Here is a 23,412-nt window from a genome sequence, read left to right on the forward strand (position 1 = left end):
CCTCTCTTTATAGATATACCGCTTCACATGTAATTGTATAAAAGATTTTTTTGAGAGACTCTATAGTGCTAATATGTTTCAAAAGATCATTGGGGTCATAAGAATTGAATACGGCCAATAAAACATTATAGAGCTTATCATCGCATAGAATTTCTCTTGTTTCTCCGCGCAATGATAGGAAGCAGCGTTGTTTGTTAGTCGTGCTGATGCTTTTGAAAGTAAAAAAGTCTTTCACTTCAGGATTGATCTGTAATTCTACATTCAATCCCATTTCTTTACCCTTTTCATCAAAGATTTTTTCAATAACTGGATCGTAATGCTTCAAATCCTTTATTTTTTTAAGGACTCTATTGACAATCACGAAATCAAAAACTTCATTTTTGATAATATCGGGATTGACTTCTTTGAAAGTTACTTTCTTGTCTTGCAAATTTTTGATAGTCGCCTTGAAACTATCAAAATCTAAATTCGTATAAACACGCCCACTAGGAGTGTTTTTTTCTTTTTCTAGCGCTTCTTTTTTCGCTTGATTATCATCATTTGCCAACCCATACGAACTGAAAACAACGAGACTTAAGAGAACTTTCAAAAAAAAGTCTCTTAGCTTTTTATTACTATTATTGTTATTCAATTTAGCTAGCTCCTCCACTCTCGCCAATATTGAAGCCAAACTTAGTGCTCAAATAAATAATACCGCCTGCCACCGCTAACATAGCTATGGGTTGCGCATAAGCAAAAACAGTCGCCTGACCTCTTTTGATGTCATCAGAGATTTTCCAAATATCCGCTATGCCTTTGACCCCTAGAGCGCAACCACCCACGATCGCTAGAACAGAAATGATCTGAATAACCAAAGTTTTAGTCTCAGTAACGCCTGTTGCAGGACTGGTGACCGCCATTAAAGGATTGGTTGTCATCATTAACCCTAAAGTTACTACAATTTTCTTGTAGCTGTCAGTGATTTTTGTAAGAAATTTCATGCGTTTCCTTTCAGATTGAAAATATGGTGTGATTATACCAAAAAAAAATATTTTTACACTTCCACGCAAGCACCACTAGATTAACTGGTCTTGTGTGTATCCTTCTTGATTTAGAGAAAAACCGACACTTTTGTTTGACAATTGGCACAATTTAGAACAATAAACCTACTTGTCCCAACCTTTTTTGTTTCTCAAGTCGTTGTAGAATTGTAGATCTTTAGGATCTTTGATGTATTTTTTAATAATCTCAGGTTGAAACCTAAAAACAAGCAAAAACAAACCCAAGCTGATCAGAGTGAGAATAAAGCTCCATTTTAAGCAACTCCATAGACCACTAAAGAAACTTTTTTTGAAGCTGTCTTTGAAAATCTGTCCTATTGATTTATTTTCCATGTGGATCACAAACACTTCTTATTAAAATTTGTCTATTTTAGCAAGTTTTTGTCAATTGCGGGTAAAAATGTGAATCGTTCCTAGCCTTTAGACGCTTGCAACGACTGGAATTTTTCAATATCAACAATATATTAATGAAAAAATGCTTGATATTGTAGTATAATGAGAATGTTCAAAGACATGAATTGACCACTCAAAGCGTGTAGTGGCTTTTAGCGGTCTTTGATACCAAATTCTAGGTCAAATTCTAGGTATAGAAGGAGAAATAATGACTAACGAAACCATTGATCAAACAACAACACCAGATCAAACACTAAACCCAACGGATTTTGTTCCGCAACGATTTATCAATAATCTTCAAGTAGCTTTTATTAAAGTTGATAACGCTGTCGCTTCATTTGATCCCGATCAAAAACCAATCGTTGATAAGAATGATAGGGATAACAGGCAAGCTTTTGAGAAAATCTCGCAATTAAGGGAAGAATACGCCAATAAAGCGATCAAAAATCCTGCCAAAAAGAATCAGTATTTTTCAGACTTTATCAATAAGAGCAACGATTTAATCAACAAAGACAATCTCATTGCTGTAGATTCTTCCGTAGATAGCTTTAAGAAATTTGGGGATCAGCGTTACCAAATTTTTACGAGTTGGGTGTCCCTTCAAAAAGATCCGTCTAAAATCAACACCCAACAAATCCGAAATTTTATGGAAAATATCATACAACCCCCTATCTCTGATGATAAGGAAAAAGCGGAGTTTTTGAGGTCTGCCAAACAATCTTTTGCAGGAATTATCATAGGGAACCAAATCCGATCGGATCAAAAGTTCATGGGCGTGTTTGATGAATCTTTGAAAGAGAGGCAAGAAGCAGAAAAAAATGCAGAGCCTAGTGGTGGGGATTGGCTTGATATTTTTTTATCATTTGTATTCAACAAAAAACAATCTTCCGATCTCAAAGAAACGCTCAATCAAGAGCCAAGGCCTGATTTTGAACAAAATTTAGCCACCACCACCACCGACATACAAGGCTTACCGCCTGAAGCTAGGGATTTGCTTGATGAAAGGGGTAATTTTTCTAAATTCACTCTTGGCGATATGGAGATGTTGGATGTTGAGGGAGTCGCTGACAAGGATCCTAATTACAAGTTCAATCAATTATTGATCCACAATAACGCTCTATCTTCTGTGCTAATGGGGGGTCATAGTAACATAGAACCTGAAAAAGTTTCATTATTGTATGGGGATAATGGTGGTCCTGAAGCTAGGCATGATTGGAACGCCACCGTTGGTTATAAAGACCAACAAGGCAGTAATGTGGCCACACTCATTAATGCGCATCTTTATAACGGCAGTGGGTTAGTCATAGCGGGTAATGAGGATGGGATTAAAAACCCTAGCTTCTACCTCTATAAAGAAGACCAACTCACAGGTTTGAAACAAGCAATGAGTCAAGAAGAGATCCAAAACAAAGTGGATTTCATGGAATTTCTTGCACGAAACAATGCTAAACTAGATAACTTGAGCGAGAAAGAGAAAGAAAAATTCCAAACTGAGATTGAAAATTTCCAAAAAGACCGTAAGGCTTATTTGGACGCTCTAGGGAATGATCACATTGCTTTTGTTTCTAAAAAAGACAACAAGCATTTAGCTTTGGTTACTGAGTTTGGTAATGGGGAAGTGAGCTATACTCTCAAAGATTATGGGAAAAAACAAGATAAAGCTTTAGATGGGGAGGTAAAAACCACTCTTCAAGGTAGCCTAAAATATGATGGCGTGATGTTTGTTAATTATTCTAATTTCAAATACACCAACGCCTCCAAGAGTCCTGATAAGGGCGTGGGCACTACGAATGGCGTTTCCCATTTGGAAGCAAATTTTAGCAAGGTAGCTGTCTTTAATTTGCCTAATTTAAATAATCTCGCTATCACTAATTATATAAGGCGAGATTTAGAAGATAAATTGTGGGCTAAAGGATTGTCCCCACAAGAAGCTAATAAGCTCATCAAAGACTTTTTGAACAGCAACAAAGAAATGGTTGGAAAAGTTTCAAACTTCAATAAAGCTGTAGCTGAAGCTAAAAACACAGGCAATTATGATGAAGTGAAAAAAGCTCAGAAAGATCTTGAAAAATCTCTAAGGAAACGAGAGCATTTAGAGAAAGAAGTAGCGAAAAAATTGGAAAGCAGAAACGACAACAAAAATAGAATGGAAGCAAAAGCTCAAGCTAACAGCCAAAAAGATAAGATTTTTGCACTTATCAATAAAGAGGCTAGTAAGGAAGCAAGAGCGGCCGCTTTCGATCCGAATCTTAAAGGCGTTAGGAGCGAATTGTCTGATAAACTTGAAAATATCAACAAGAATTTGAAAGACTTTGGCAAATCTTTTGATGAACTCAAAAATGGCAAAAATAATGATTTCAGCAAGGCAGAAGAAACGCTAAAAGCCCTTAAAGACTCGGTGAAAGATTTAGGCATCAATCCAGAATGGATTTCAAAAATTGAAAACCTTAATGCAGCTTTGAATGATTTCAAAAATGGCAAAAATAAGGATTTCAGCAAGGTAACACAAGCAAAAAGCGACCTTGAAAATTCCATTAAGGATGTGATCATTAATCAAAAGATAACGGATAAAGTTGAGAATCTCAATCAGGCTGTATCAGAGACTAAATTAACAGGCGATTTCAGTAAGGTAGAGCAAGCCCTAGCCGAACTCAAAAACTTGTCATTGGATCAAAAAAATGAAAGTTTTAATGTTGGAAAAAATTCTGATCTACAATTCGTTAGAGATAGTGTGAGGGGAACCCTAGTCGGTAACGGGTTATCTAAAACAGAAGCCACAAAGCTCTCCAAAAATTTTTCAGACATTAGGAAAGAGTTGAGTGAGAAACTTTTTGGAAAATCCAATAACAATAGCAATGGACTCAAAAACAACGAAGAGCCCATTTACGCTAAAGTCAATAAAAAGAAAGCAGGACAAGCAACTAGCCCTGAAGAGCCCATTTACGCTCAAGTTGCCAAAAAGGTGAGTGCAAAAATTGACCAACTCAACGAAGCTACATCAGCAATAAATAGAAAAATTGACCGGATTAACAAAATTGCATCAGCAGGTAAAGGAGTGGGCAATTTCGGTGGAGCAGGGCAATCAGCTAGCCCTGAACCCATTTACGCTACAATTGATTTTGATGAGGCCAATCAAGCAGGCTTCCCTTTGAGGAGAAGCGCTGGATTTGATGATCTCAGTAGAGTAGGGCTTTCAAGGGAACAAGAATTGACTCGTAAAATTGGCGATCTCAATCAGGCGGTATCAGAAGCTAAAACAGGTCATTTTGACAAGCTAGAACAAAAGATAGATGAACTCAAAGATTCTACAAAAAAGAATGCTGTGAAGCTATGGGTTGAAAGCGCGAAACAAGTGCCTACTGGTTTGCAAGCGAAATTGGACAATTACGCTACTAACAGCCACACACGCATTAATAGCAATGTCCAACATGGAGCAATCAATGAAAAAGCGACCGGCATGCTAACGCAAAAAAATCCTGAGTGGCTCAAGCTCGTGAATGATAAGATAGTTGCGCATAATGTGGGAAGCGCTCATTTGTCAGAGTATGATAAAATTGGATTCAACCAAAAGAATATGAAAGATTATTCTGATTCGTTCAAGTTTTCCACCAAGTTGAACAATGCCGTAAAAGACATTAAGTCTAGCTTTGTGCAATTTTTAACCAATACATTTTCTACAGGATCTTACAGCTTGGCGAAAGCAAATGTGGAACTTGGAGTCAAAAATATCAATACAAAAAGTGGTTTCCAGAAATCTTAAAGGATCGAGGAACACTAGAAACACCCCTTGCTAAAAACAAGGGGTTTTTTAAACTACCCAAGCAGAAATCCCAATCGTCTTTAGTGGTTGGGATGAATGCTACCAATTCATGGTATCATATCCCCATACATTCGTATCTAGCGCAGGAAGTGCGCAAAGTTACGCCTTTGGAGATATGATGTGTGAGACCTGTAGGGAATGCGTTGGAGCTCAAACTCTGTAAAATCCCTACTATAGGGACACAGAGTGAGAACCAAACTCTCCCTACGGGCAACATCAGCCTAGGAAGCCCAATCGTCTTTAGCGGTTGGGCACTTCATCTTAAAATATCCCGACAGACACTAACGAAAGGTTTTGTTCTTTAAAGTCTGCATGGATATTTCCTACCCCAAAAAGACTTGACCCTTTGCTTAAAATTAAATTTGATTGTGCTAGTGGGTTCGTGCTATAGTGCAGAATTAATTAAGGGTTATAAAGAGAGCATCAACTAGAAAAAACAAGTAGCTATAACAAAGATCAAGTTCAAAAAATCATAGAGCTTTTAGAGCAAATCAATCGCGCTCTTAACCAAAGAAAAATCAGAAAAACCATAGGAATTATCACACTTTATAATGCCCAAAAAAGACGCTTGCGATCAGAAGTGGAAAAATACGGCTTCAAGAATTTTGATGAGCTCAAAATAGACACTGTGGATGCCTTTCAAGGCGAGGAGGCAGACATTATTATTTATTCCACCGTGAAAACTTGTGGTAATCTTTCTTTCTTGCTAGATTCTAAACGCTTGAATGTAGCTATTTCTAGGGCAAAAGAAAATCTCATTTTTGTGGGTAAAAAGTCTTTCTTTGAGAATTTGCGAAACGATGAGAAGAATATCTTTAACGCTATTTTGCAAGTCTGTAGAATAGGTAATCTTTTCCAAAGATAATCATTAGACATTCTTCGCTTCAAAACGCTCCTAAATTGCAAACTTATTTTTTGAATGCTTTACTTTATGGTGAGCCATAACTTTATAATCTACCGATCCATCGCATGACTTTTAAAATACTCAAAGATCCTAGATGAGAGCTTGAGTTGGATTGACTTTATTTTAATTTTTCTTTATTTTGAAATATCTTGAAATGCTTGGCTCAATCAACATTTAACAAAAAAGCCAAAACATTTTTTAAGAAGAAAAAACCCTAAAACCCAATATCAGTTTGATTGCTAAAATAAGAGCCACCAAAGTCCTTAGGCGTGTAATGCGATTCTTTTTCTATAGAAGTATCTTTAATGCAAGCAACACGCAAAGCGTCAAAACGAGTTTCAACGCTAGCGCAACCGCCGAGTAAAGACGCTCCAATGAACATGCTATTTCTAATGGTTTTCATTTTATATCCTTTTGTTTTAAAATTTTTAATAACTTACATACTTTAATCATGCGTCTATGATAGTTAAGATTTATTATGAAACAAAAAGTAAATGAAACTCAAAACAATCACAATAACGCCCTAAATCCAAACCATAAGTGCTACCCTTTGTAATCCTTGATAATTTTTGCTATAATAAAGCCCTAACTAAAATTTCTCCTTTTATTTTAGTTAGACTTCTTGAATTAAAATTATAGTAGGCTTGTTCACCTTGTTCTAAATATTGTGGTATAATGAGAAGGTTCAAAGACATGAATTGACCACTCAAAGCGTGTAGTGGCTTTTAGCGGTCTTTGATACCAAATTCTAGGTCAAATTCTAGGTATAGAAGGAGAAATAATGACTAACGAAACCATTGATCAAACAACAACACCAGATCAAACACTAAACCCAACGGATTTTGTTCCGCAACGATTTATCAATAATCTTCAAGTAGCTTTTATTAAAGTTGATAACGCTGTCGCTTCATTTGATCCCGATCAAAAACCAATCGTTGATAAGAATGATAGGGATAACAGGCAAGCTTTTGAGAAAATCTCGCAATTAAGGGAAGAATACGCCAATAAAGCGATCAAAAATCCTGCCAAAAAGAATCAGTATTTTTCAGACTTTATCAATAAGAGCAACGATTTAATCAACAAAGACAATCTCATTGCTGTAGATTCTTCCGTAGATAGCTTTAAGAAATTTGGGGATCAGCGTTACCAAATTTTTACGAGTTGGGTGTCCCTTCAAAAAGATCCGTCTAAAATCAACACCCAACAAATCCGAAATTTTATGGAAAATATCATACAACCCCCTATCTCTGATGATAAGGAAAAAGCGGAGTTTTTGAGGTCTGCCAAACAATCTTTTGCAGGAATTATCATAGGGAACCAAATCCGATCGGATCAAAAGTTCATGGGCGTGTTTGATGAATCTTTGAAAGAGAGGCAAGAAGCAGAAAAAAATGCAGAGCCTAGTGGTGGGGATTGGCTTGATATTTTTTTATCATTTGTATTCAACAAAAAACAATCTTCCGATCTCAAAGAAACGCTCAATCAAGAGCCAAGGCCTGATTTTGAACAAAATTTAGCCACCACCACCACCGACATACAAGGCTTACCGCCTGAAGCTAGGGATTTGCTTGATGAAAGGGGTAATTTTTCTAAATTCACTCTTGGCGATATGGAGATGTTGGATGTTGAGGGAGTCGCTGACAAGGATCCTAATTACAAGTTCAATCAATTATTGATCCACAATAACGCTCTATCTTCTGTGCTAATGGGGGGTCATAGTAACATAGAACCTGAAAAAGTTTCATTATTGTATGGGGATAATGGTGGTCCTGAAGCTAGGCATGATTGGAACGCCACCGTTGGTTATAAAGACCAACAAGGCAGTAATGTGGCCACACTCATTAATGCGCATCTTTATAACGGCAGTGGGTTAGTCATAGCGGGTAATGAGGATGGGATTAAAAACCCTAGCTTCTACCTCTATAAAGAAGACCAACTCACAGGTTTGAAACAAGCAATGAGTCAAGAAGAGATCCAAAACAAAGTGGATTTCATGGAATTTCTTGCACGAAACAATGCTAAACTAGATAACTTGAGCGAGAAAGAGAAAGAAAAATTCCAAACTGAGATTGAAAATTTCCAAAAAGACCGTAAGGCTTATTTGGACGCTCTAGGGAATGATCACATTGCTTTTGTTTCTAAAAAAGACAACAAGCATTTAGCTTTGGTTACTGAGTTTGGTAATGGGGAAGTGAGCTATACTCTCAAAGATTATGGGAAAAAACAAGATAAAGCTTTAGATGGGGAGGTAAAAACCACTCTTCAAGGTAGCCTAAAATATGATGGCGTGATGTTTGTTAATTATTCTAATTTCAAATACACCAACGCCTCCAAGAGTCCTGATAAGGGCGTGGGCACTACGAATGGCGTTTCCCATTTGGAAGCAAATTTTAGCAAGGTAGCTGTCTTTAATTTGCCTAATTTAAATAATCTCGCTATCACTAATTATATAAGGCGAGATTTAGAAGATAAATTGTGGGCTAAAGGATTGTCCCCACAAGAAGCTAATAAGCTCATCAAAGACTTTTTGAACAGCAACAAAGAAATGGTTGGAAAAGTTTCAAACTTCAATAAAGCTGTAGCTGAAGCTAAAAACACAGGCAATTATGATGAAGTGAAAAAAGCTCAGAAAGATCTTGAAAAATCTCTAAGGAAACGAGAGCATTTAGAGAAAGAAGTAGCGAAAAAATTGGAAAGCAGAAACGACAACAAAAATAGAATGGAAGCAAAAGCTCAAGCTAACAGCCAAAAAGATAAGATTTTTGCACTTATCAATAAAGAGGCTAGTAAGGAAGCAAGAGCGGCCGCTTTCGATCCGAATCTTAAAGGCGTTAGGAGCGAATTGTCTGATAAACTTGAAAATATCAACAAGAATTTGAAAGACTTTGGCAAATCTTTTGATGAACTCAAAAATGGCAAAAATAATGATTTCAGCAAGGCAGAAGAAACGCTAAAAGCCCTTAAAGACTCGGTGAAAGATTTAGGCATCAATCCAGAATGGATTTCAAAAATTGAAAACCTTAATGCAGCTTTGAATGATTTCAAAAATGGCAAAAATAAGGATTTCAGCAAGGTAACACAAGCAAAAAGCGACCTTGAAAATTCCATTAAGGATGTGATCATTAATCAAAAGATAACGGATAAAGTTGAGAATCTCAATCAGGCTGTATCAGAGACTAAATTAACAGGCGATTTCAGTAAGGTAGAGCAAGCCCTAGCCGAACTCAAAAACTTGTCATTGGATCAAAAAAATGAAAGTTTTAATGTTGGAAAAAATTCTGATCTACAATTCGTTAGAGATAGTGTGAGGGGAACCCTAGTCGGTAACGGGTTATCTAAAACAGAAGCCACAAAGCTCTCCAAAAATTTTTCAGACATTAGGAAAGAGTTGAGTGAGAAACTTTTTGGAAAATCCAATAACAATAGCAATGGACTCAAAAACAACGAAGAGCCCATTTACGCTAAAGTCAATAAAAAGAAAGCAGGACAAGCAACTAGCCCTGAAGAGCCCATTTACGCTCAAGTTGCCAAAAAGGTGAGTGCAAAAATTGACCAACTCAACGAAGCTACATCAGCAATAAATAGAAAAATTGACCGGATTAACAAAATTGCATCAGCAGGTAAAGGAGTGGGCAATTTCGGTGGAGCAGGGCAATCAGCTAGCCCTGAACCCATTTACGCTACAATTGATTTTGATGAGGCCAATCAAGCAGGCTTCCCTTTGAGGAGAAGCGCTGGATTTGATGATCTCAGTAGAGTAGGGCTTTCAAGGGAACAAGAATTGACTCGTAAAATTGGCGATCTCAATCAGGCGGTATCAGAAGCTAAAACAGGTCATTTTGACAAGCTAGAACAAAAGATAGATGAACTCAAAGATTCTACAAAAAAGAATGCTGTGAAGCTATGGGTTGAAAGCGCGAAACAAGTGCCTACTGGTTTGCAAGCGAAATTGGACAATTACGCTACTAACAGCCACACACGCATTAATAGCAATGTCCAACATGGAGCAATCAATGAAAAAGCGACCGGCATGCTAACGCAAAAAAATCCTGAGTGGCTCAAGCTCGTGAATGATAAGATAGTTGCGCATAATGTGGGAAGCGCTCATTTGTCAGAGTATGATAAAATTGGATTCAACCAAAAGAATATGAAAGATTATTCTGATTCGTTCAAGTTTTCCACCAAGTTGAACAATGCCGTAAAAGACATTAAGTCTAGCTTTGTGCAATTTTTAACCAATACATTTTCTACAGGATCTTACAGCTTGGCGAAAGCAAATGTGGAACTTGGAGTCAAAAATATCAATACAAAAAGTGGTTTCCAGAAATCTTAAAGGATCGAGGAATACTAGAAACACCCCTTGCTAAAAGCAAGGGGCTTCCTAACTAAAGCACCCTAATAGACACTAACACGAAAGGCTTTATTCTTTAAGGTCTGCATGGGTATTTCTTACCCCAAAAAGACTTAACCCTTTGATAAAGAAACTTAATTAAGAGTTATAAAGAGAGAATTTTAGGAGCTATAAGAGTGAAGCATGGCATTAGTTTTGTAGATGTGAGTGTTCCTTATTAGGGGTATAAGTTAAGTTTTTGTTTGGAAAGAATTGAATATATAGGGGAATTCACTCTATTCTGCTTGCATGCTTTTGGGGATGGATTAAATCTTAGTGATTTATCGCAGGTTACAGAGATTGATTCTATGACCATTCAAAAACACCTAGATTTTTTAGTAAAGTGGGGGTTTGTGGATAGAAAGCATTTAGCGTTACAATTTGAGCCATTCTTTAGCCTGTTTTTCTAGCCAAATTACATCGCCGCTCGCATGAAATTCCACTTTAGGGAATGCGCATGCGTTTTTCTTAAGGGCGTATTTTTGCTGCAAATATTCTACAATAGCATCGCCAGAATGGATGAGTAGGGGGGGCGTTGAAAGGGCAAAATGCTCCATAAAATAGCTCTCAATTTGGTGAGCGATCAAGGGAAAATGCGTGCAACCTAAAATAACCACTTCAGGCAAGATCTCTAACGGAGTGAAATAATAACGCATGCAAGTTTCTAGCAATTCGCCCTCTAAAATACTTTCTTCAATCAAAGGCACAAAAAGAGAAGTGGCTAAATGCGAAACGTTCAAATAGCCTTGTTGTTTCAGGGCGTTGTCATAAGCGTTGGATTGGATCGTCGCTTTTGTCCCTAGCACTAAAATGGGGGCGTTTTTATCTTTTACTTGTTGTTTGATCGCTAAAATGCTTGGTTCAATCACGCCCACAATAGAGATTTTGGAATGCTTTTGCATCTCTTCTAAAGCCAGAGCGCTCGCTGTATTGCATGCCACAATCAATAATCCAATCTGGTGCGGTTTGAAAAAATCCAAAGCCTCTAATCCAAATTGCTTGATCGTGGTGGGGTCTTTAGTGCCATAAGGCACTCTAGCGCTATCGCCATAATAGATGATTTCATCAAATAATTGCGCTTTTAAAAGGCTTTTTAAAACGCTAAACCCTCCCACACCGCTATCAAAAACGCCTATTTTCATGACACTTTTTTAATTTAATGGGATTAATTAGGGATTTTATTTTTCATTCATTAAATTTAAAAATTCTTCATTGTCCTTAGTTTGTTGCATTTTAGAATACACAAAGCTTAAGGCTTCTATATCATCCATTTGCTGCATCACATTCCTTAAAACCCACACTTTAGTCAAGCGGTCTTTACCAAGCAAGATATTATCTTTTCGTGTGCCGGATTTTAAAATATCAAAGGCCGGGTAAATGCGCCTGTCTGCAATATTCCTCGCTAAAACGATTTCGCTATTCCCGGTGCCTTTAAATTCTTCAAAAATCACCTCATCCATTCTAGATCCCGTTTCAATCAATGCAGTAGCGATAATCGTCAAGCTCCCGCCTTCTTCAATATTCCTTGCGGCTCCAAAAAAGCGCTTGGGCCTGTGCAAGGCGTTCGCATCCACGCCCCCACTTAAAACCTTACCGCTTGAAGGCGTTACAGCGTTATACGCTCTGGCTAAACGGGTGATAGAATCCAATAAAACCACCACATCTTTGCCCATTTCTACTCGCCTTTTAGCCCTTTCTAGCACCAACTCAGCGATTCGTATGTGGTTGTTTGCGGGCAAATCAAAAGTGGAGCTAAAAACTTGACCTTTAACGCTTCGTTGCATATCCGTAACTTCTTCAGGGCGCTCATCCACTAAAAGGATAATCAGTTCCACTTCAGGGTGGTTAGAGGTGATGCCTTGGGCGAGTTCTTTCATTAGCTCCGTTTTCCCAGTCCTTGGTGGCGCGACGATCAAAGCCCTTTGACCTTTCCCCACAGGGCTGAATAAATCTAGCATTCTACCGGTAACTTTAGTGGGTTCGTATTCTAATTTGATTTGTTCATCAGGGAATAGGGGGGTTAGATTGTCAAACAAAGGGCGGTTTTTAATCTCATCTGAAGGCAAGTAATTGATGGCTTCTATTTTTAAAAGGGCGTAGTATTTTTCCTGGTCTTTGGGGGATCGCACTTGACCGGTAACAATATCGCCATTCCTTAAAGCAAAACGCCTGATTTGAGAAGGGCTGACATAAGTGTCGTTATGCCCGTCTGAAAAACTCCCATCAAACCCCCTTAAAAAGCCATAGCCATCAGGCATGATCTCTAAAATCCCGGTAAAAAGAATGTATCCGCCTTGCGTGACTTGGGTTTTTAAAATTTCAAACATCAAGTCTTGTCGTTTGAATTCTTGAGGGTTTTCCACTTTGAGCTTGTTAGCGATTTCTAAAAGCTTTTCAGTAGGGTAGGTGCGTAAATCTTCAATGTGATAGCCACTCACTGGCGTGTGTGTTTTGACTTTGTGCGGACTCTTGTGTGCAGGCGCGTTTTCGTTCATTAAATTTCCTTTTAAAAAAAGAGGTTTCTAGTTTGCTGCCATTAAGATAAAAATACAAAAAGCAAATAAGGCAAAAAATGGTATAACCAACAAGATACTTAAATTAAAATGGTGGATCATAAGGTGTTGGATTTTGTAATGACTATGCTATCATAATTTTTTTAATAAAGTCAAATTTTATTTTAACTTTAGAGTGGTTTTAATTTATTGTTACTTATGCTATAATTTTAAGTTTAAATTTAAAAATAAAGGATACTTGATGAAAAAAGGCATTCACCCCGAATATATCCCATGCAAAGTTACTTGCGTAACTAGCGGGAAAGAAATTGAAGTTTTAAGCACCAAACCTGAAATGCGTATTGATATTTCTAGCTTTTGCCACCCTTTCTATACCGGTAGCGATAAAATCGCTGACACTGCAGGGAGAGTAGAGAAATTCAAGCAACGCTACAACTTGAAGTAATTCTTTTAAAAAGCGTGGCTTTTTGTGCTGTATTTTTTGCCCACTCCTATAGGTAATCTCGCTGACATTACGCTACGCGCCTTAGAAGTTTTAGAGCGTTGCGAGGTTTTTTTATGCGAGGATACAAGGGTGAGTAAGAGGTTGTTGCACTTGCTTGCACAAAACCCTATTATTAGCCATTCTTTCCCCAATATCGCTACTCAAAAAAGGGAATTTATCGCATTCCATTCGCACAACGACCGGGAATTTTTAAACAAAGTAGAGCTTTCTTTTTTTGACAAAGAAATCGCTGTGATGAGCGATGCGGGCATGCCAAGTTTGAGCGATCCAGGCATGAGTTTAGTCGTTCACGCTTTAAAATATAATATTCCCTACGATGTTTTGCCTGGGGCTAACGCGCTCACTACGGCGTTTTGCGCGAGCGGGTTTTTAGAAGGGCGGTTTTTTTACGCCGGCTTTTTACCTCATAAGAGCAAGGAAAGACGCTTAAAAATCGCTAAAATTTTAAACGCTTTAGCGTATTTAGAAGAAAAAACCCCGGTGGTTTTTTATGAAAGCCCACACCGATTGCTAGAGACTTTAAAGGATTTAAACGATTTGGCTAAAGGCATGCATTTGTTTGCGGCTAAAGAGCTTACCAAACTCCACCAGCAATATTATTTAGGAGAGGTTTCTCAAATTATAGAGCGGTTGCGACAAAATAATATCCAAGGGGAATGGGTTTTAGTGCTTTTGAATGAGAAAAAAATAGAGCCTTGCATGGGGCTATCGGCGTTATTGGAGTTGGATTTACCTCCTAAAATTAAGGCTAAAATTGAAGCCGCTATGACACAAAAAAACGCTAAAGAGCTTTATTTCCAGCGTTTGTTAGAAGAAAAAAATCAATAAAAGGGGTTTAGCATGCAAGCAGTAATTTATGGCAAGCAGGTGATTATGCGCATTCTAAACTCTCATCAAGAAAAATTGCAAGAAATCTATCTTTCTAAAGAAATAGACAAAAAGTTTTTTTTCGCGCTCAAAAAAGCATGCCCTAATATCATCAAAGTGGATAATAAAAAAGCGCAAAGCTTGGCTAAGGGGGGGAATCATCAAGGGGTTTTAGCTAAGGTGGAATTGCCTTTAGCGCTTCCTTTAAAAGAGGTTAAAAAAGCTCAAAAACTTTTGGTGCTCTGTGGGATTACGGATGTGGGGAATATTGGGGGTATTTTTAGGAGCGCGTATTGCTTAGGAATGGATGGCGTTATTTTAGATTTTGCTAAAGAATTGGCTTATGAGGGGATTGTGCGATCCAGCTTGGGGCTTATGTATGATTTGCCCTTTAGCGTTATGCCTAACACGCTGGATTTAATCAATGAATTAAAAACGAGCGGGTTTTTATGTTTGGGCGCGAGCATGCAAGGCTCTAGCCAAGCAGGAAATCTGTCCTTAAAAAAATGCGCTCTTTTTTTGGGGAGCGAGCATGAGGGGTTGTCTAAAAAAATCCTTGCTAAAATGGATGCTATATTGAGCGTAAAAATGCGAAGAGATTTTGATTCGCTCAATGTGAGCGTGGCAGCAGGGATCCTAATGGATAAAATCAACTAGGTGGTCAATTGAATGGAACAGAATAAAAAAAGTTTAGAAAATTTAGATCTTTCTGATGTTCAAAACATTTCTAAAGATATTTCTGGTGCGGCTTTAGAAGAATTATCGCTTAAAAATTTAGATAAAAATTTGCAGATTTTAAAAGAAGTTGGAGTGGCAGAAATTTGCAAAGCGACTAAAATCGCTTCTAAAAATATCCATTCTATCTTGGAAAAACGCTATGAGTCTTTATCAAGGGTGCATGCTAGGGGTTTTATACAGATTTTAGAGCGCGAGTATAAAATTGATTTGAGTGCATGGATGAAAGAATTTGATAAGGCGTGTGCTTTTAAAGAGGGTGTGAGCGAAGAGCAAAATCAAGAAACAGACCCTGAAGAAAAAACAAAAAACCCTTTGAAAGTTGAGATAGATTACAGCATCAATCAGGCCAATACTTCATTATCCAAAAAATCTTCCAAATGGAAACCCTTTGTTTTGGTTTTAGGGGTGGTTGTCATTATTTTGGCGGTCGTTATCATTCAAAACAGCTCTTCTTTGAAAGAAGAAAGAGGGCAAGAAAGCGCTATTAAATCCGGCACTAAAAAGAATTCTTTCAATGACGCTAATCTTGCAGAAGAAAACAAGCCAGAGCCAACGCCTAAACTAGAAGAAAAACACAAAGAACAAGACAAGCAAGAAAAAGAAGCGATCAAAGAAGATCCTAATACCATTTATATTATCCCTAAAAAAGATATTTGGGTGGAAGTGGTTGATTTAGATGAGAAAAAAAACTCTTTTCAAAAGGTTTTTAAAAAAAGTTATCCTTTAGAGGCTAAAAACCACCGCTTGTTGTTACGCTTTGGGCATGGGCATCTTATTCTTAAAAACAACCATCAAGAACAAGATTATAACGACAGCAAAACCAGGCGGTTTTTATACGAGCCAAATAAAGGCTTAACGCTCATCAACGAGGCCCAATACAAAGAACTCCAGCAATGAAAAACCTTTTTTTAGCTTTTATTGTTGGGGGGACGCTATTAAGTGCTGATGCTTTAAACGATAAGATTGAGAATCTAATGGGGGAGCGAGCTTACTATACGAATAAGCTTTTTTTAGAGCGTTTGTTTAAAAATCGTAAGGCTTTCTATGTAATGGGGCGTTTGGATTCCTTGAAACTGCTCAACACTCTCAAAGAAAACGGGCTTTTGCCTTTTAATTTTGACAAGCCAAGCATGTTGAAAATCACTTTCAAGGCTTCAAGCAATCCCCTAGCGTTTGCCAAAAGCATCAATAATTCTTTGAGCATGATGGGGTATTCGTATATTTTGCCCATTAAAATGCAAAGCTCTTCAGGCGAGAATGTTTTTTCATACGAGCTTAAAACGGAATATGTTTTAGACCCTAACATTTTGATAGAGACGATGAAAAGGCATGGTTTTGATTTTACAGATATTAGACGGGTGTCTTTAAAAGAGTGGGAATACGATTTTTCTTTACAAGAAGTCAAGCTCCCTAATGCGAGAGTCTTAGTTTTGAGTAGCGATCCTGTGGAGTTTAAGGAAGCGAGCGGGAAATACTGGCTGAGCGTGAATCAAAACGCGTATTTAAAAATAAGCTCTAATAACCCTTTATGGCAACCCAAAGTGATCTTTTATGACGAAAACTTAAAGATCATTCAAATCATTGCTAAAGAAAACAGACAACAAGAAATCGCTCTTAACTTGCTTGATGGCGTGCGTTTTATCCATATCACTGACGCGAAAAACCCTATCATTTTAAAAAACGGGATTAGCGTGGTTTTTGATGCGATGCCTTAAGTAGGGGTAACCCTTATCCAATTGATTGGAATATAAGAAAATACGCTTTTAGATTTGAAAAAAGAGAGCCTTAATAATAGCGATCCACCCAATATTTACCAAAAAAAATCTTTTGTATCACACAGCCCACCAATAGATCAGCTCCCGCTTCTATAAAAAAGACAGCCCACCAATTAATAAAACCAAACCATACAAAAAATAAATGCGCTGGTAAAGCGCCAAGCAGTAGTGAAACGCCGCTCACAATAGAAATTCCAAAGCGGGTTTTAAAGATTTTACTTTTTTTGCCAAACGCCATGTCTGCTACAAATTCCCCACTAAAAAAAATCAAAAACCACCAAATCAAATGTTCAGGCATCAATAACCAAGCAACTGCGCTACTTCTATTAACCGCTGTAATGACAAAAAGTGAGAAAAAATACACGCTTGCAGATGCAAAATGCCTGCCCCTATTCCTTAAAGACCAATTCCTAGAAAAGCGGCTTTTGATTTTTTCATATATAACCATGGGATTTCTTTCTTTTTTAAAATACCATTAGACCTAACTTCTGTATTGTAAAATAAGAATGCTTTCATTCAATACGCTGATCATGATGATTGTCTTTTTATATTCAAACAAAAGGAGAGAATAGCAGATTGGTAACATAATGATGTTTTTTATATTATTTTACAAACTATGTAAAATATTCGCTTTTTTCTAAAATGATAGCAAGTAGTGAAAAATTTAGCTTTGTTTTTATTGAGCGTTGGTTATAAAAAAATATTGCATTTTTTAAGATTGGATAGTAAAGAGTTTGATTTTATTCAAGCGGTATTTTTTAAAGCGTTCTTTAGGGGGGATTTTAGTTGTAGGGGGGAACGATTTCAAAATACCCCTTACTTCCTTAAGAAAATGGGTTTAAAATAAAGTTTAAAAACACAATTTTAAAAATTAAAAAACCAGTTATCAATATTTTATTAAGGCAAAGTTTTTTATAGATTTAATCCATGCCCTCCACAAACGAACCAAGCGACATCAATTTTTGATAGCGGTTGTCAAGGAAATGAGGGTCTTGTTGGATAGTCCTTAGAGCGTCTAAAAAATATTCTTTGATCGTGTTGGCGGCTGAGAATTTGTCTCTATGAGCCCCCTTGCTAGGCTCTAAAATAATATCATCAATAAGCCCCGCCTCCTTTAAGTCTCTAGGCGTGATTTTCATCGCTTTAATAGCCACTTCAGTCTTGCTAGGGTCATCCCAAAGAATCGCTGCGCAACCTTCTGGAGATATAACGCTAAAAATGGAATATTCCATCATAGCCAACTTGTCAGCTACCGCAATCGCTAACGCACCACCACTGCCCCCTTCACCGATAATTACAGAAATAGTAGGGACTTTTAAAGAAGCGAACTCTTGGAGGTTTTTAGCGATCGCTTCACTCTGGCCTCTTTCCTCTGCACCAATCCCCGGATACGCCCCAGCTGTATCCACAAGCATTAAAATAGGCAAATTAAACTTTTCAGCAAATTTTGCCATTTTCAAAGCCTTACGATAGCCACAGGGGTTAGGCATGCCAAAATTTCTTAAGAGCTTGTTTTTAGTCCCTCTGCCTTTTTCTTCTCCGATCACCACAACCGGAACATTATCAATTTTCCCTATAAAACACACGATCGCTTTATCATCGTTATAGTGCCTATCCCCAAAGACTTCATACTTATCTTTTAAGATGAGATCAATGTAATCCATAGCGTAGGGTCTATCAGGGTGTCTTGCTAATTGGAGTTTTTGAAAATCAGTGAGATTGGAGTAAATGCTTTTAACCTCCTTATCCAATCTTTTTTCTAAGATTTCTTTAGCGTCCTCATCGCCTCTAATAAGGGCTAATTCAATTTCATTTTGAATCTCTTTAATATGATTTTCAAAATCTAAATAAATGGCCATTCAAAATCCTAACTTTGTAAAACTAGGCTTTTTTGAAAATCACAACACCATTAGTGCCACCAAAACCAAATGAGTTACTCATCACCGCATCCACTTGCTTTTCTCTAGCCGTATTAGGGATATAATCCAGATCGCATTCTGGGTCAGGCGTTTCTTGATTGATGGTAGGAGGTAAGATCCCTTGATTCATGGCCATGATAGAAATAACGGCTTCCAACGCACCCGCAGCGCCCAAGCAATGCCCAATCTGCCCTTTAGTGGAGCTAACAGGAGGGACTTTTTCTTTAGAACCAAACACATTTTTTAGAGCGATGCTTTCATACCAATCATTATAATGCGTGCTTGTCCCATGAGCGTTCACATAGCCTACTTCCACTTTCGCCATTTCTAAAGCCATTTTCATGGCTCTAAAAGCCCCTTCGCCCTCAGGGGCTGGGGCTGTGATATGGTTAGCATCGCCGCTCTCGCCATACCCGGCAAATTCTGCATAAATTTTTGCCCCTCTTTTTTTCGCGCTCTCGTATTCTTCAAGCACCAAAGCCCCAGCGCCTTCGCCCATCACAAAACCATTGCGATCCTTATCAAAAGGTCTTGAAGCTTTTTTGGGATCATCGTTCCTTGTAGAAAGGGCTTTAATGCTCGCAAACCCCCCAATCCCTACAGGACAAATGGTGGATTCCGCTCCCACGACTAGCATTCTGTCAGCCCCATTAAGCAGAATGGTTTTAACGGCCTCAATAATGGCATGAGTGCCTGCTGCACAAGCCGTTACGCTAGAGAGGTTAGGCCCTTTAATGCCAAACTCAATGGAAGTGAAACCACCAATCATATTCACTAACGCAGAAGTGATAAAAAAGGGATTGACTTTTCTAGGGCCTTTTTCAAAACAAAAAATGGAATTCGCTTCAATATTGCCTAACCCGCCAATCCCAGAGCCAGAGCTTACGCCCATGCGATTTGCCAATTCTTCAGGGCATTTGTTGTGAGCGTCTAAAATCCCACTATCTTTCATCGCCTCTCTTGTGGCTTTCAAGGCTAATTGAATGAAACGACCCGCCTTTTTAACATCTTTGGGATTCATCACCTCTGTAGGGTCAAAGTCAGTGATTTCTCCAGCAATACGCACAGGAAATGCGCTCGCATCAAAACTTTCTATGTGTTTGATACCGCATTCCCCTTTAGCGATCGCTAAAAAAGAATCTTCTTTATTTAAACCTAGCGAATTGATCATTCCCATTCCAGTTACTACAATCCGACGCACCAACAGCTCCTCATTTCAAAAACTTTCATTCAATAAAACTAGATTTTAGCTAAAGCCAAATTTTTAACTAAAACCTGGAGACAAACGCTCCAAGTTAAAAAGATTAAGCTAGTTTATTATCCTCAATATACTTCACCACATCGCCCACATTGACGATTTTTTCCGCTTGCTCATCAGGAATCTCAATGCCAAACTTTTCTTCTAACGCCATGATTAATTCCACGACATCTAAAGAGTCCGCACCCAAATCCTTCACAAATTCTGCCTCTGGCGTAACTTGCGCCGCATCCACATTCAACTGCTCAGCAATAACTGCCTGAATATCTTCAAATAAAGCCATAATTAAAACTCCCTTGTTTTGTAAAAATTAAATCAACCATTATTGGAGCGTTTATTTTTGCTCCAAAACATCTAAAATCCTATACAACAAATAAATTACAATGAGAAATAATATTAAGTAAATAATCCCCATTTGATAACAACCTCTTTGTTTTAGAATAACCTCATAATGTTAGCATGATTTTTGCCACTTACCAACTTTTATCGCTAAAAGAACCCTTCGTTTAGGACTACATATAAAGCCCGCCATTGACTTTGAGAGTCTCTCCAGTGATGTAACTAGAGTGATCACTCAAAAGAAACGCTACCGCTTCTGCCACTTCCTTAGCAGACCCTAGCCTGTTTAAGGGAATATTTTTAACATAATCCGCTTTGAGTTCATCTTTCAAATTGGCGTTCATGTCGGTTTCTATAAAACCGGGCGTTACAGAGTTGAAACGAATATTCCTTAAAGCTCCCTCATAAGCAAAGGACTTGCTCATCGCAATCATCCCCCCCTTACTCGCTGAGTAGTTTGTCTGCCCCATATTGCCTCTTTCACCAATGATAGACGCAATATTGACCACGCTCCCAAAACGACTCTTGCTCATCACTTTTAAAGCCTCTCGGCAACCTATAAAGGCTGAAGTGAGGTTATTGTCTATGACATGGTGAAAATCTTCTGTTTTCATTTTGATCGCTAATTTATCGCGCACCACACCGGCGTTATTCACCAAGTAAGACAAACCCCCATCGCTTTGGACAATGGTTTGTATCGCTTCAACAAAATCGCTTTCAGAAGCCGCATCAAATTTAATGACAGCTGCCTTATAGCCTTTTTCTTCAAGCTCATTTTTCAAAGCGTCAGCCACTTCAGCATTACTGCGGTAATTGATCCAAACTTTCAGCCCCATAGAAGCGAGAGTTTTGGCGATTTCGGCCCCAATGCCTTTAGAAGCTCCCGTAATGAGAACATTTTTCCCTGTGAATTGCATTATTCCATAATCCTTAAATTTTAAATTCGTTCAAGTTCTTATAGTCTTGATTCATAACGCCTTAACATGTAAAGACGCTTTAAGACTTTCTTTTTAGCGCTGATTTTTTGTTTTTTGCGTTTTTCAGTCTTAGACTCAAAGAACCTTCTAGCGCGGCATTCTGTTACCACCAAATTGCGATCGGTTTGCTTTTTGAATCTCCTATAAGCTTCATCAAACGCATCGCCTTCTCTAACCTTAATCCCTGGCATACTGCTATCACCTCTTTTCCATAGCTTAAAATCATTGCTTAACAATGGCTACAAATGAAATAGCATTATATAAGACGAATTAACTGGTTGTCAAGAATTTTCACTTTTTTCTAGCAATTTTGTTAATAAGGTTATAAGGATCAAAGGCAACCGTCATATACACTTGGTAAGATTCTGACCAAGGCAAGCTCCTATCAAAGCCCCCACGCATCGCATTAAGCACGAAGTTGATGCGGACCGATGCGAAGTCGTTTTTCCAATTGTAATAAAAATCAAAACGATTATACATGTTGGCTTGAAAGAATGGCACGCCACGATAAATAGGCGTGGGGCAGTAAGAAGGCGTGCAATACATTTCAACATATTGGTATTGGTTATAAAAAGGCATTTCTGGGGTCTTGGCGAAGAAAAATAAATTGTGTATTCCAAAGCCTTTGTATTGGATCTCCACATCCAATTGCCCGCCCACGCTATTCATAAAAGGCACATTTTTGTGGATTTGCCTTAATCGGCTTGATTCAGAAACCATACCAAAACTGGCGTTGAGCTTTTCCATAAAGGGGGCGATGTCTAAAAGGCTTGTTCCTATGTAAGCGTTAAAGTAGAGGCGATCCATAAGATAAATATTATTATTTTCAATCGCTTTTTTTTCATTAAACTGCATGCCATCAGCCCCATTCAAAAGGTATTTGTCTTCATTATGGAACAAGACAAAATACCCTCCAATACCCAATAAATCCTTAAAGAAATTATAAGCGACAGAGCCGTTCATTTGAAACCTATCCATCGCGTTCCCATAAGGGTTTCTCCCAAACTTACAAGTGTTGTAACAATTGCCTCCAAACCAATCTAGCATGAATTCCGCATGCCCATAATAGGGTTTTGAAGGCGAATAATGGTTTTGAAATTGCAATAAAAACCCTCTAGCGTTTGGATCGATAAACCAATAATAAGGGGCAAAAATATTCAAACCATACCTTCCTAAGAGGTTTTTCCTGGGAAAGATGCCGCCATAAAAAGTAAAACGCTTCCCCCTAGCCTTATAATACATAGTAGGCCCCCAGCGGTAGGGAAAATTAGTGCTGTAGTTATGGAAGTTTTGAAAAAAATACGCCCCCACAGTCAAGCTTTGCTCCACACCTCTTGTATAAAATTGGATCCCAAAATTTGGAGTCAAACGGGTTTTAAGATTGGTGTTAGTATTGACCCAATAAGGCGTTGAGCCTTCATGGTCCATGATAAACATATTGAAACCCAGATTGTATTTAAAAATATTCCAATCAAAAGCGTAAGAATTAACCGCTAATAAACAGACTAGAAAAGAATGTTTTAAAAAGGTGTTTATTGCCACTTGTTACCCCTATGTCATCATTATTGTTGATAAAAAAGCTTATCTTGTAACCAATGGGTATTCTAGCACATCTAAAAATATTTTTCTTTAGATTTAATATAAAATAGCGCTTATTTCATGTTAGAATAGCCGTTATGATGTTACATTACAGACTAACTAAAAAAGGAAATTTTAATGGAATTAGGAAATAAAAATATAAAACCCGGTCGTAAGCGTGTCGCTGTAGATGAGTTGAAACGCAATTTTTCAGTGACTTTTTATCTCTCTAAAGATGAGCATGATGTTTTAAGACGATTAGCTGATGAAGAAGTAGAAAGCGTCAATTCCTTTGTCAAACGCCACATTTTAAAAACAATCATTTACAAAAAAGGCACTAACCAAGATCTTTCTATTTAATTGTGATTCTTCTAGTAGGCTTTAAGCCTACTTTAA

22 protein-coding genes and 2 pseudogenes are annotated in these 23,412 nt (G+C 37.9%); 10 read left to right on the forward strand and 14 right to left on the reverse strand.

What is annotated here, in order from left to right; translation table 11 throughout:
- Positions 1 to 7: 7 nt before the first annotated feature.
- The 3 genes from cagD to cagB all read right to left on the reverse strand — a co-directional run bounded on the left by cagD (position 8) and on the right by cagB (position 1,373).
- Positions 8 to 631 carry a cag pathogenicity island type IV secretion system protein CagD gene (gene cagD, locus FIM44_RS02970; RefSeq protein ID WP_140579032.1) on the reverse strand — a complete coding sequence of 208 codons (624 nt, stop codon included), beginning with the start codon at positions 629 to 631 and terminating at the stop codon, positions 8 to 10.
- Position 632: 1 nt separating this feature from the next.
- Positions 633 to 980, reverse strand: coding sequence for a cag pathogenicity island type IV secretion system protein CagC (gene cagC / locus FIM44_RS02975; RefSeq protein WP_140579033.1), 348 nt, complete (start codon positions 978 to 980; stop codon positions 633 to 635).
- Between the two features lie 165 nt (positions 981 to 1,145).
- Positions 1,146 to 1,373: a cag pathogenicity island protein B gene (gene cagB / locus FIM44_RS02980; protein WP_015642708.1), complete on the reverse strand. Its 228-nt coding sequence runs from the start codon at positions 1,371 to 1,373 to the stop codon at positions 1,146 to 1,148.
- A gap of 268 nt (positions 1,374 to 1,641) precedes the next feature.
- Between cagB and cagA (FIM44_RS02985) the strand changes: the two genes are divergently transcribed.
- Both cagA (FIM44_RS02985) and FIM44_RS08810 read left to right on the forward strand, forming a co-directional pair.
- On the forward strand, positions 1,642 to 5,193 hold the full coding sequence (gene cagA, locus FIM44_RS02985) for a type IV secretion system oncogenic effector CagA (protein WP_140579034.1): 3,552 nt from the start codon (positions 1,642 to 1,644) through the stop codon (positions 5,191 to 5,193).
- A 182-nt stretch (positions 5,194 to 5,375) separates the two neighbouring features.
- Positions 5,376 to 5,558, forward strand: a complete 183-nt coding sequence (locus tag FIM44_RS08810; RefSeq protein ID WP_078258545.1) for a hypothetical protein — start codon at positions 5,376 to 5,378, stop codon at positions 5,556 to 5,558.
- On the opposite strand, the pseudogene FIM44_RS02995 reads toward FIM44_RS08810, so the two are convergent.
- A pseudogene (locus tag FIM44_RS02995) lies at positions 5,515 to 5,619 on the reverse strand (RNA-guided endonuclease InsQ/TnpB family protein); the annotation flags it as partial. The gene FIM44_RS08810 and the pseudogene FIM44_RS02995 overlap by 44 nt on opposite strands.
- A gap of 124 nt (positions 5,620 to 5,743) precedes the next feature.
- On the opposite strand from FIM44_RS02995, the gene FIM44_RS03000 reads away from it, so the two are divergent.
- Complete coding sequence (locus FIM44_RS03000) at positions 5,744 to 6,118, forward strand: C-terminal helicase domain-containing protein (RefSeq protein ID WP_238699542.1); 375 nt, start codon at positions 5,744 to 5,746, stop codon at positions 6,116 to 6,118.
- 253 nt (positions 6,119 to 6,371) lie between these two features.
- Here FIM44_RS03000 and FIM44_RS03005 read toward each other — a convergent pair whose 3' ends face one another.
- Positions 6,372 to 6,560 (reverse strand): hypothetical protein, encoded by a 189-nt coding sequence (locus FIM44_RS03005; RefSeq protein ID WP_000849501.1) that lies wholly within the window; start codon positions 6,558 to 6,560, stop codon positions 6,372 to 6,374.
- 378 nt (positions 6,561 to 6,938) lie between these two features.
- On the opposite strand from FIM44_RS03005, the gene cagA (FIM44_RS03010) reads away from it, so the two are divergent.
- Complete coding sequence (gene cagA / locus FIM44_RS03010) at positions 6,939 to 10,490, forward strand: type IV secretion system oncogenic effector CagA (protein WP_140579034.1); 3,552 nt, start codon at positions 6,939 to 6,941, stop codon at positions 10,488 to 10,490.
- 431 nt (positions 10,491 to 10,921) lie between these two features.
- Here cagA (FIM44_RS03010) and murI read toward each other — a convergent pair whose 3' ends face one another.
- Both murI and rho read right to left on the reverse strand, forming a co-directional pair.
- Complete coding sequence (murI, locus tag FIM44_RS03020) at positions 10,922 to 11,689, reverse strand: glutamate racemase (RefSeq protein WP_140579035.1); 768 nt, start codon at positions 11,687 to 11,689, stop codon at positions 10,922 to 10,924.
- Positions 11,690 to 11,725: 36 nt separating this feature from the next.
- Positions 11,726 to 13,042: a transcription termination factor Rho gene (gene rho / locus FIM44_RS03025; RefSeq protein WP_017280516.1), complete on the reverse strand. Its 1,317-nt coding sequence runs from the start codon at positions 13,040 to 13,042 to the stop codon at positions 11,726 to 11,728.
- A gap of 259 nt (positions 13,043 to 13,301) precedes the next feature.
- On the opposite strand from rho, the gene rpmE reads away from it, so the two are divergent.
- From rpmE to FIM44_RS03050, 5 genes are read left to right on the forward strand one after another with little or no spacing between them, the layout of a single operon-like run.
- Entirely contained in the window at positions 13,302 to 13,505 is a 204-nt protein-coding gene (rpmE, locus tag FIM44_RS03030; protein ID WP_000715278.1) for a 50S ribosomal protein L31, read from the forward strand.
- A gap of 24 nt (positions 13,506 to 13,529) precedes the next feature.
- A complete protein-coding gene (gene rsmI, locus FIM44_RS03035) occupies positions 13,530 to 14,393 on the forward strand; it encodes a 16S rRNA (cytidine(1402)-2'-O)-methyltransferase (protein ID WP_140579036.1) in 864 nt (287 codons plus the stop codon).
- 12 nt (positions 14,394 to 14,405) lie between these two features.
- Entirely contained in the window at positions 14,406 to 15,089 is a 684-nt protein-coding gene (gene rlmB, locus FIM44_RS03040; RefSeq protein WP_140579037.1) for a 23S rRNA (guanosine(2251)-2'-O)-methyltransferase RlmB, read from the forward strand.
- Positions 15,090 to 15,101: 12 nt separating this feature from the next.
- Positions 15,102 to 16,067 (forward strand): sialidase, encoded by a 966-nt coding sequence (locus FIM44_RS03045; protein ID WP_140579038.1) that lies wholly within the window; start codon positions 15,102 to 15,104, stop codon positions 16,065 to 16,067.
- Positions 16,064 to 16,885, forward strand: coding sequence for a hypothetical protein (locus FIM44_RS03050; RefSeq protein WP_140579039.1), 822 nt, complete (start codon positions 16,064 to 16,066; stop codon positions 16,883 to 16,885). The genes FIM44_RS03045 and FIM44_RS03050 overlap by 4 nt, the downstream gene beginning before the upstream one ends.
- Positions 16,886 to 16,955: 70 nt before the next feature.
- Here FIM44_RS03050 and FIM44_RS03055 read toward each other — a convergent pair whose 3' ends face one another.
- The 7 genes from FIM44_RS03055 to FIM44_RS03090 all read right to left on the reverse strand — a co-directional run bounded on the left by FIM44_RS03055 (position 16,956) and on the right by FIM44_RS03090 (position 22,980).
- Positions 16,956 to 17,393 carry a hypothetical protein gene (locus FIM44_RS03055; RefSeq protein WP_140579040.1) on the reverse strand — a complete coding sequence of 146 codons (438 nt, stop codon included), beginning with the start codon at positions 17,391 to 17,393 and terminating at the stop codon, positions 16,956 to 16,958.
- 472 nt (positions 17,394 to 17,865) lie between these two features.
- The gene (gene accA, locus FIM44_RS03065; protein WP_001029384.1) at positions 17,866 to 18,804 is read right to left on the reverse strand and encodes an acetyl-CoA carboxylase carboxyl transferase subunit alpha; all 939 of its coding nucleotides are present in this window, start codon (positions 18,802 to 18,804) and stop codon (positions 17,866 to 17,868) included.
- A gap of 22 nt (positions 18,805 to 18,826) precedes the next feature.
- Entirely contained in the window at positions 18,827 to 20,065 is a 1,239-nt protein-coding gene (locus FIM44_RS03070) for a beta-ketoacyl-ACP synthase II (protein WP_121299699.1), read from the reverse strand.
- 103 nt (positions 20,066 to 20,168) lie between these two features.
- Complete coding sequence (gene acpP / locus FIM44_RS03075) at positions 20,169 to 20,405, reverse strand: acyl carrier protein (protein WP_001163091.1); 237 nt, start codon at positions 20,403 to 20,405, stop codon at positions 20,169 to 20,171.
- A 229-nt stretch (positions 20,406 to 20,634) separates the two neighbouring features.
- A complete protein-coding gene (gene fabG, locus FIM44_RS03080; RefSeq protein WP_001160837.1) occupies positions 20,635 to 21,378 on the reverse strand; it encodes a 3-oxoacyl-ACP reductase FabG in 744 nt (247 codons plus the stop codon).
- Between the two features lie 38 nt (positions 21,379 to 21,416).
- On the reverse strand, positions 21,417 to 21,629 hold the full coding sequence (gene rpsU, locus FIM44_RS03085) for a 30S ribosomal protein S21 (RefSeq protein WP_001117778.1): 213 nt from the start codon (positions 21,627 to 21,629) through the stop codon (positions 21,417 to 21,419).
- Between the two features lie 100 nt (positions 21,630 to 21,729).
- Positions 21,730 to 22,980, reverse strand: a complete 1,251-nt coding sequence (locus tag FIM44_RS03090) for a hypothetical protein (RefSeq protein ID WP_024114908.1) — start codon at positions 22,978 to 22,980, stop codon at positions 21,730 to 21,732.
- A gap of 174 nt (positions 22,981 to 23,154) precedes the next feature.
- Here FIM44_RS03090 and FIM44_RS03095 point away from each other — a divergent pair.
- Positions 23,155 to 23,401 (forward strand): annotated as a pseudogene (locus FIM44_RS03095) (ribbon-helix-helix domain-containing protein).
- The last annotated feature ends 11 nt before the right edge of the window (positions 23,402 to 23,412 follow it).

This window comes from Helicobacter pylori, from assembly GCF_006440215.1.
GTDB lineage: Bacteria > Campylobacterota > Campylobacteria > Campylobacterales > Helicobacteraceae > Helicobacter > Helicobacter pylori_CS.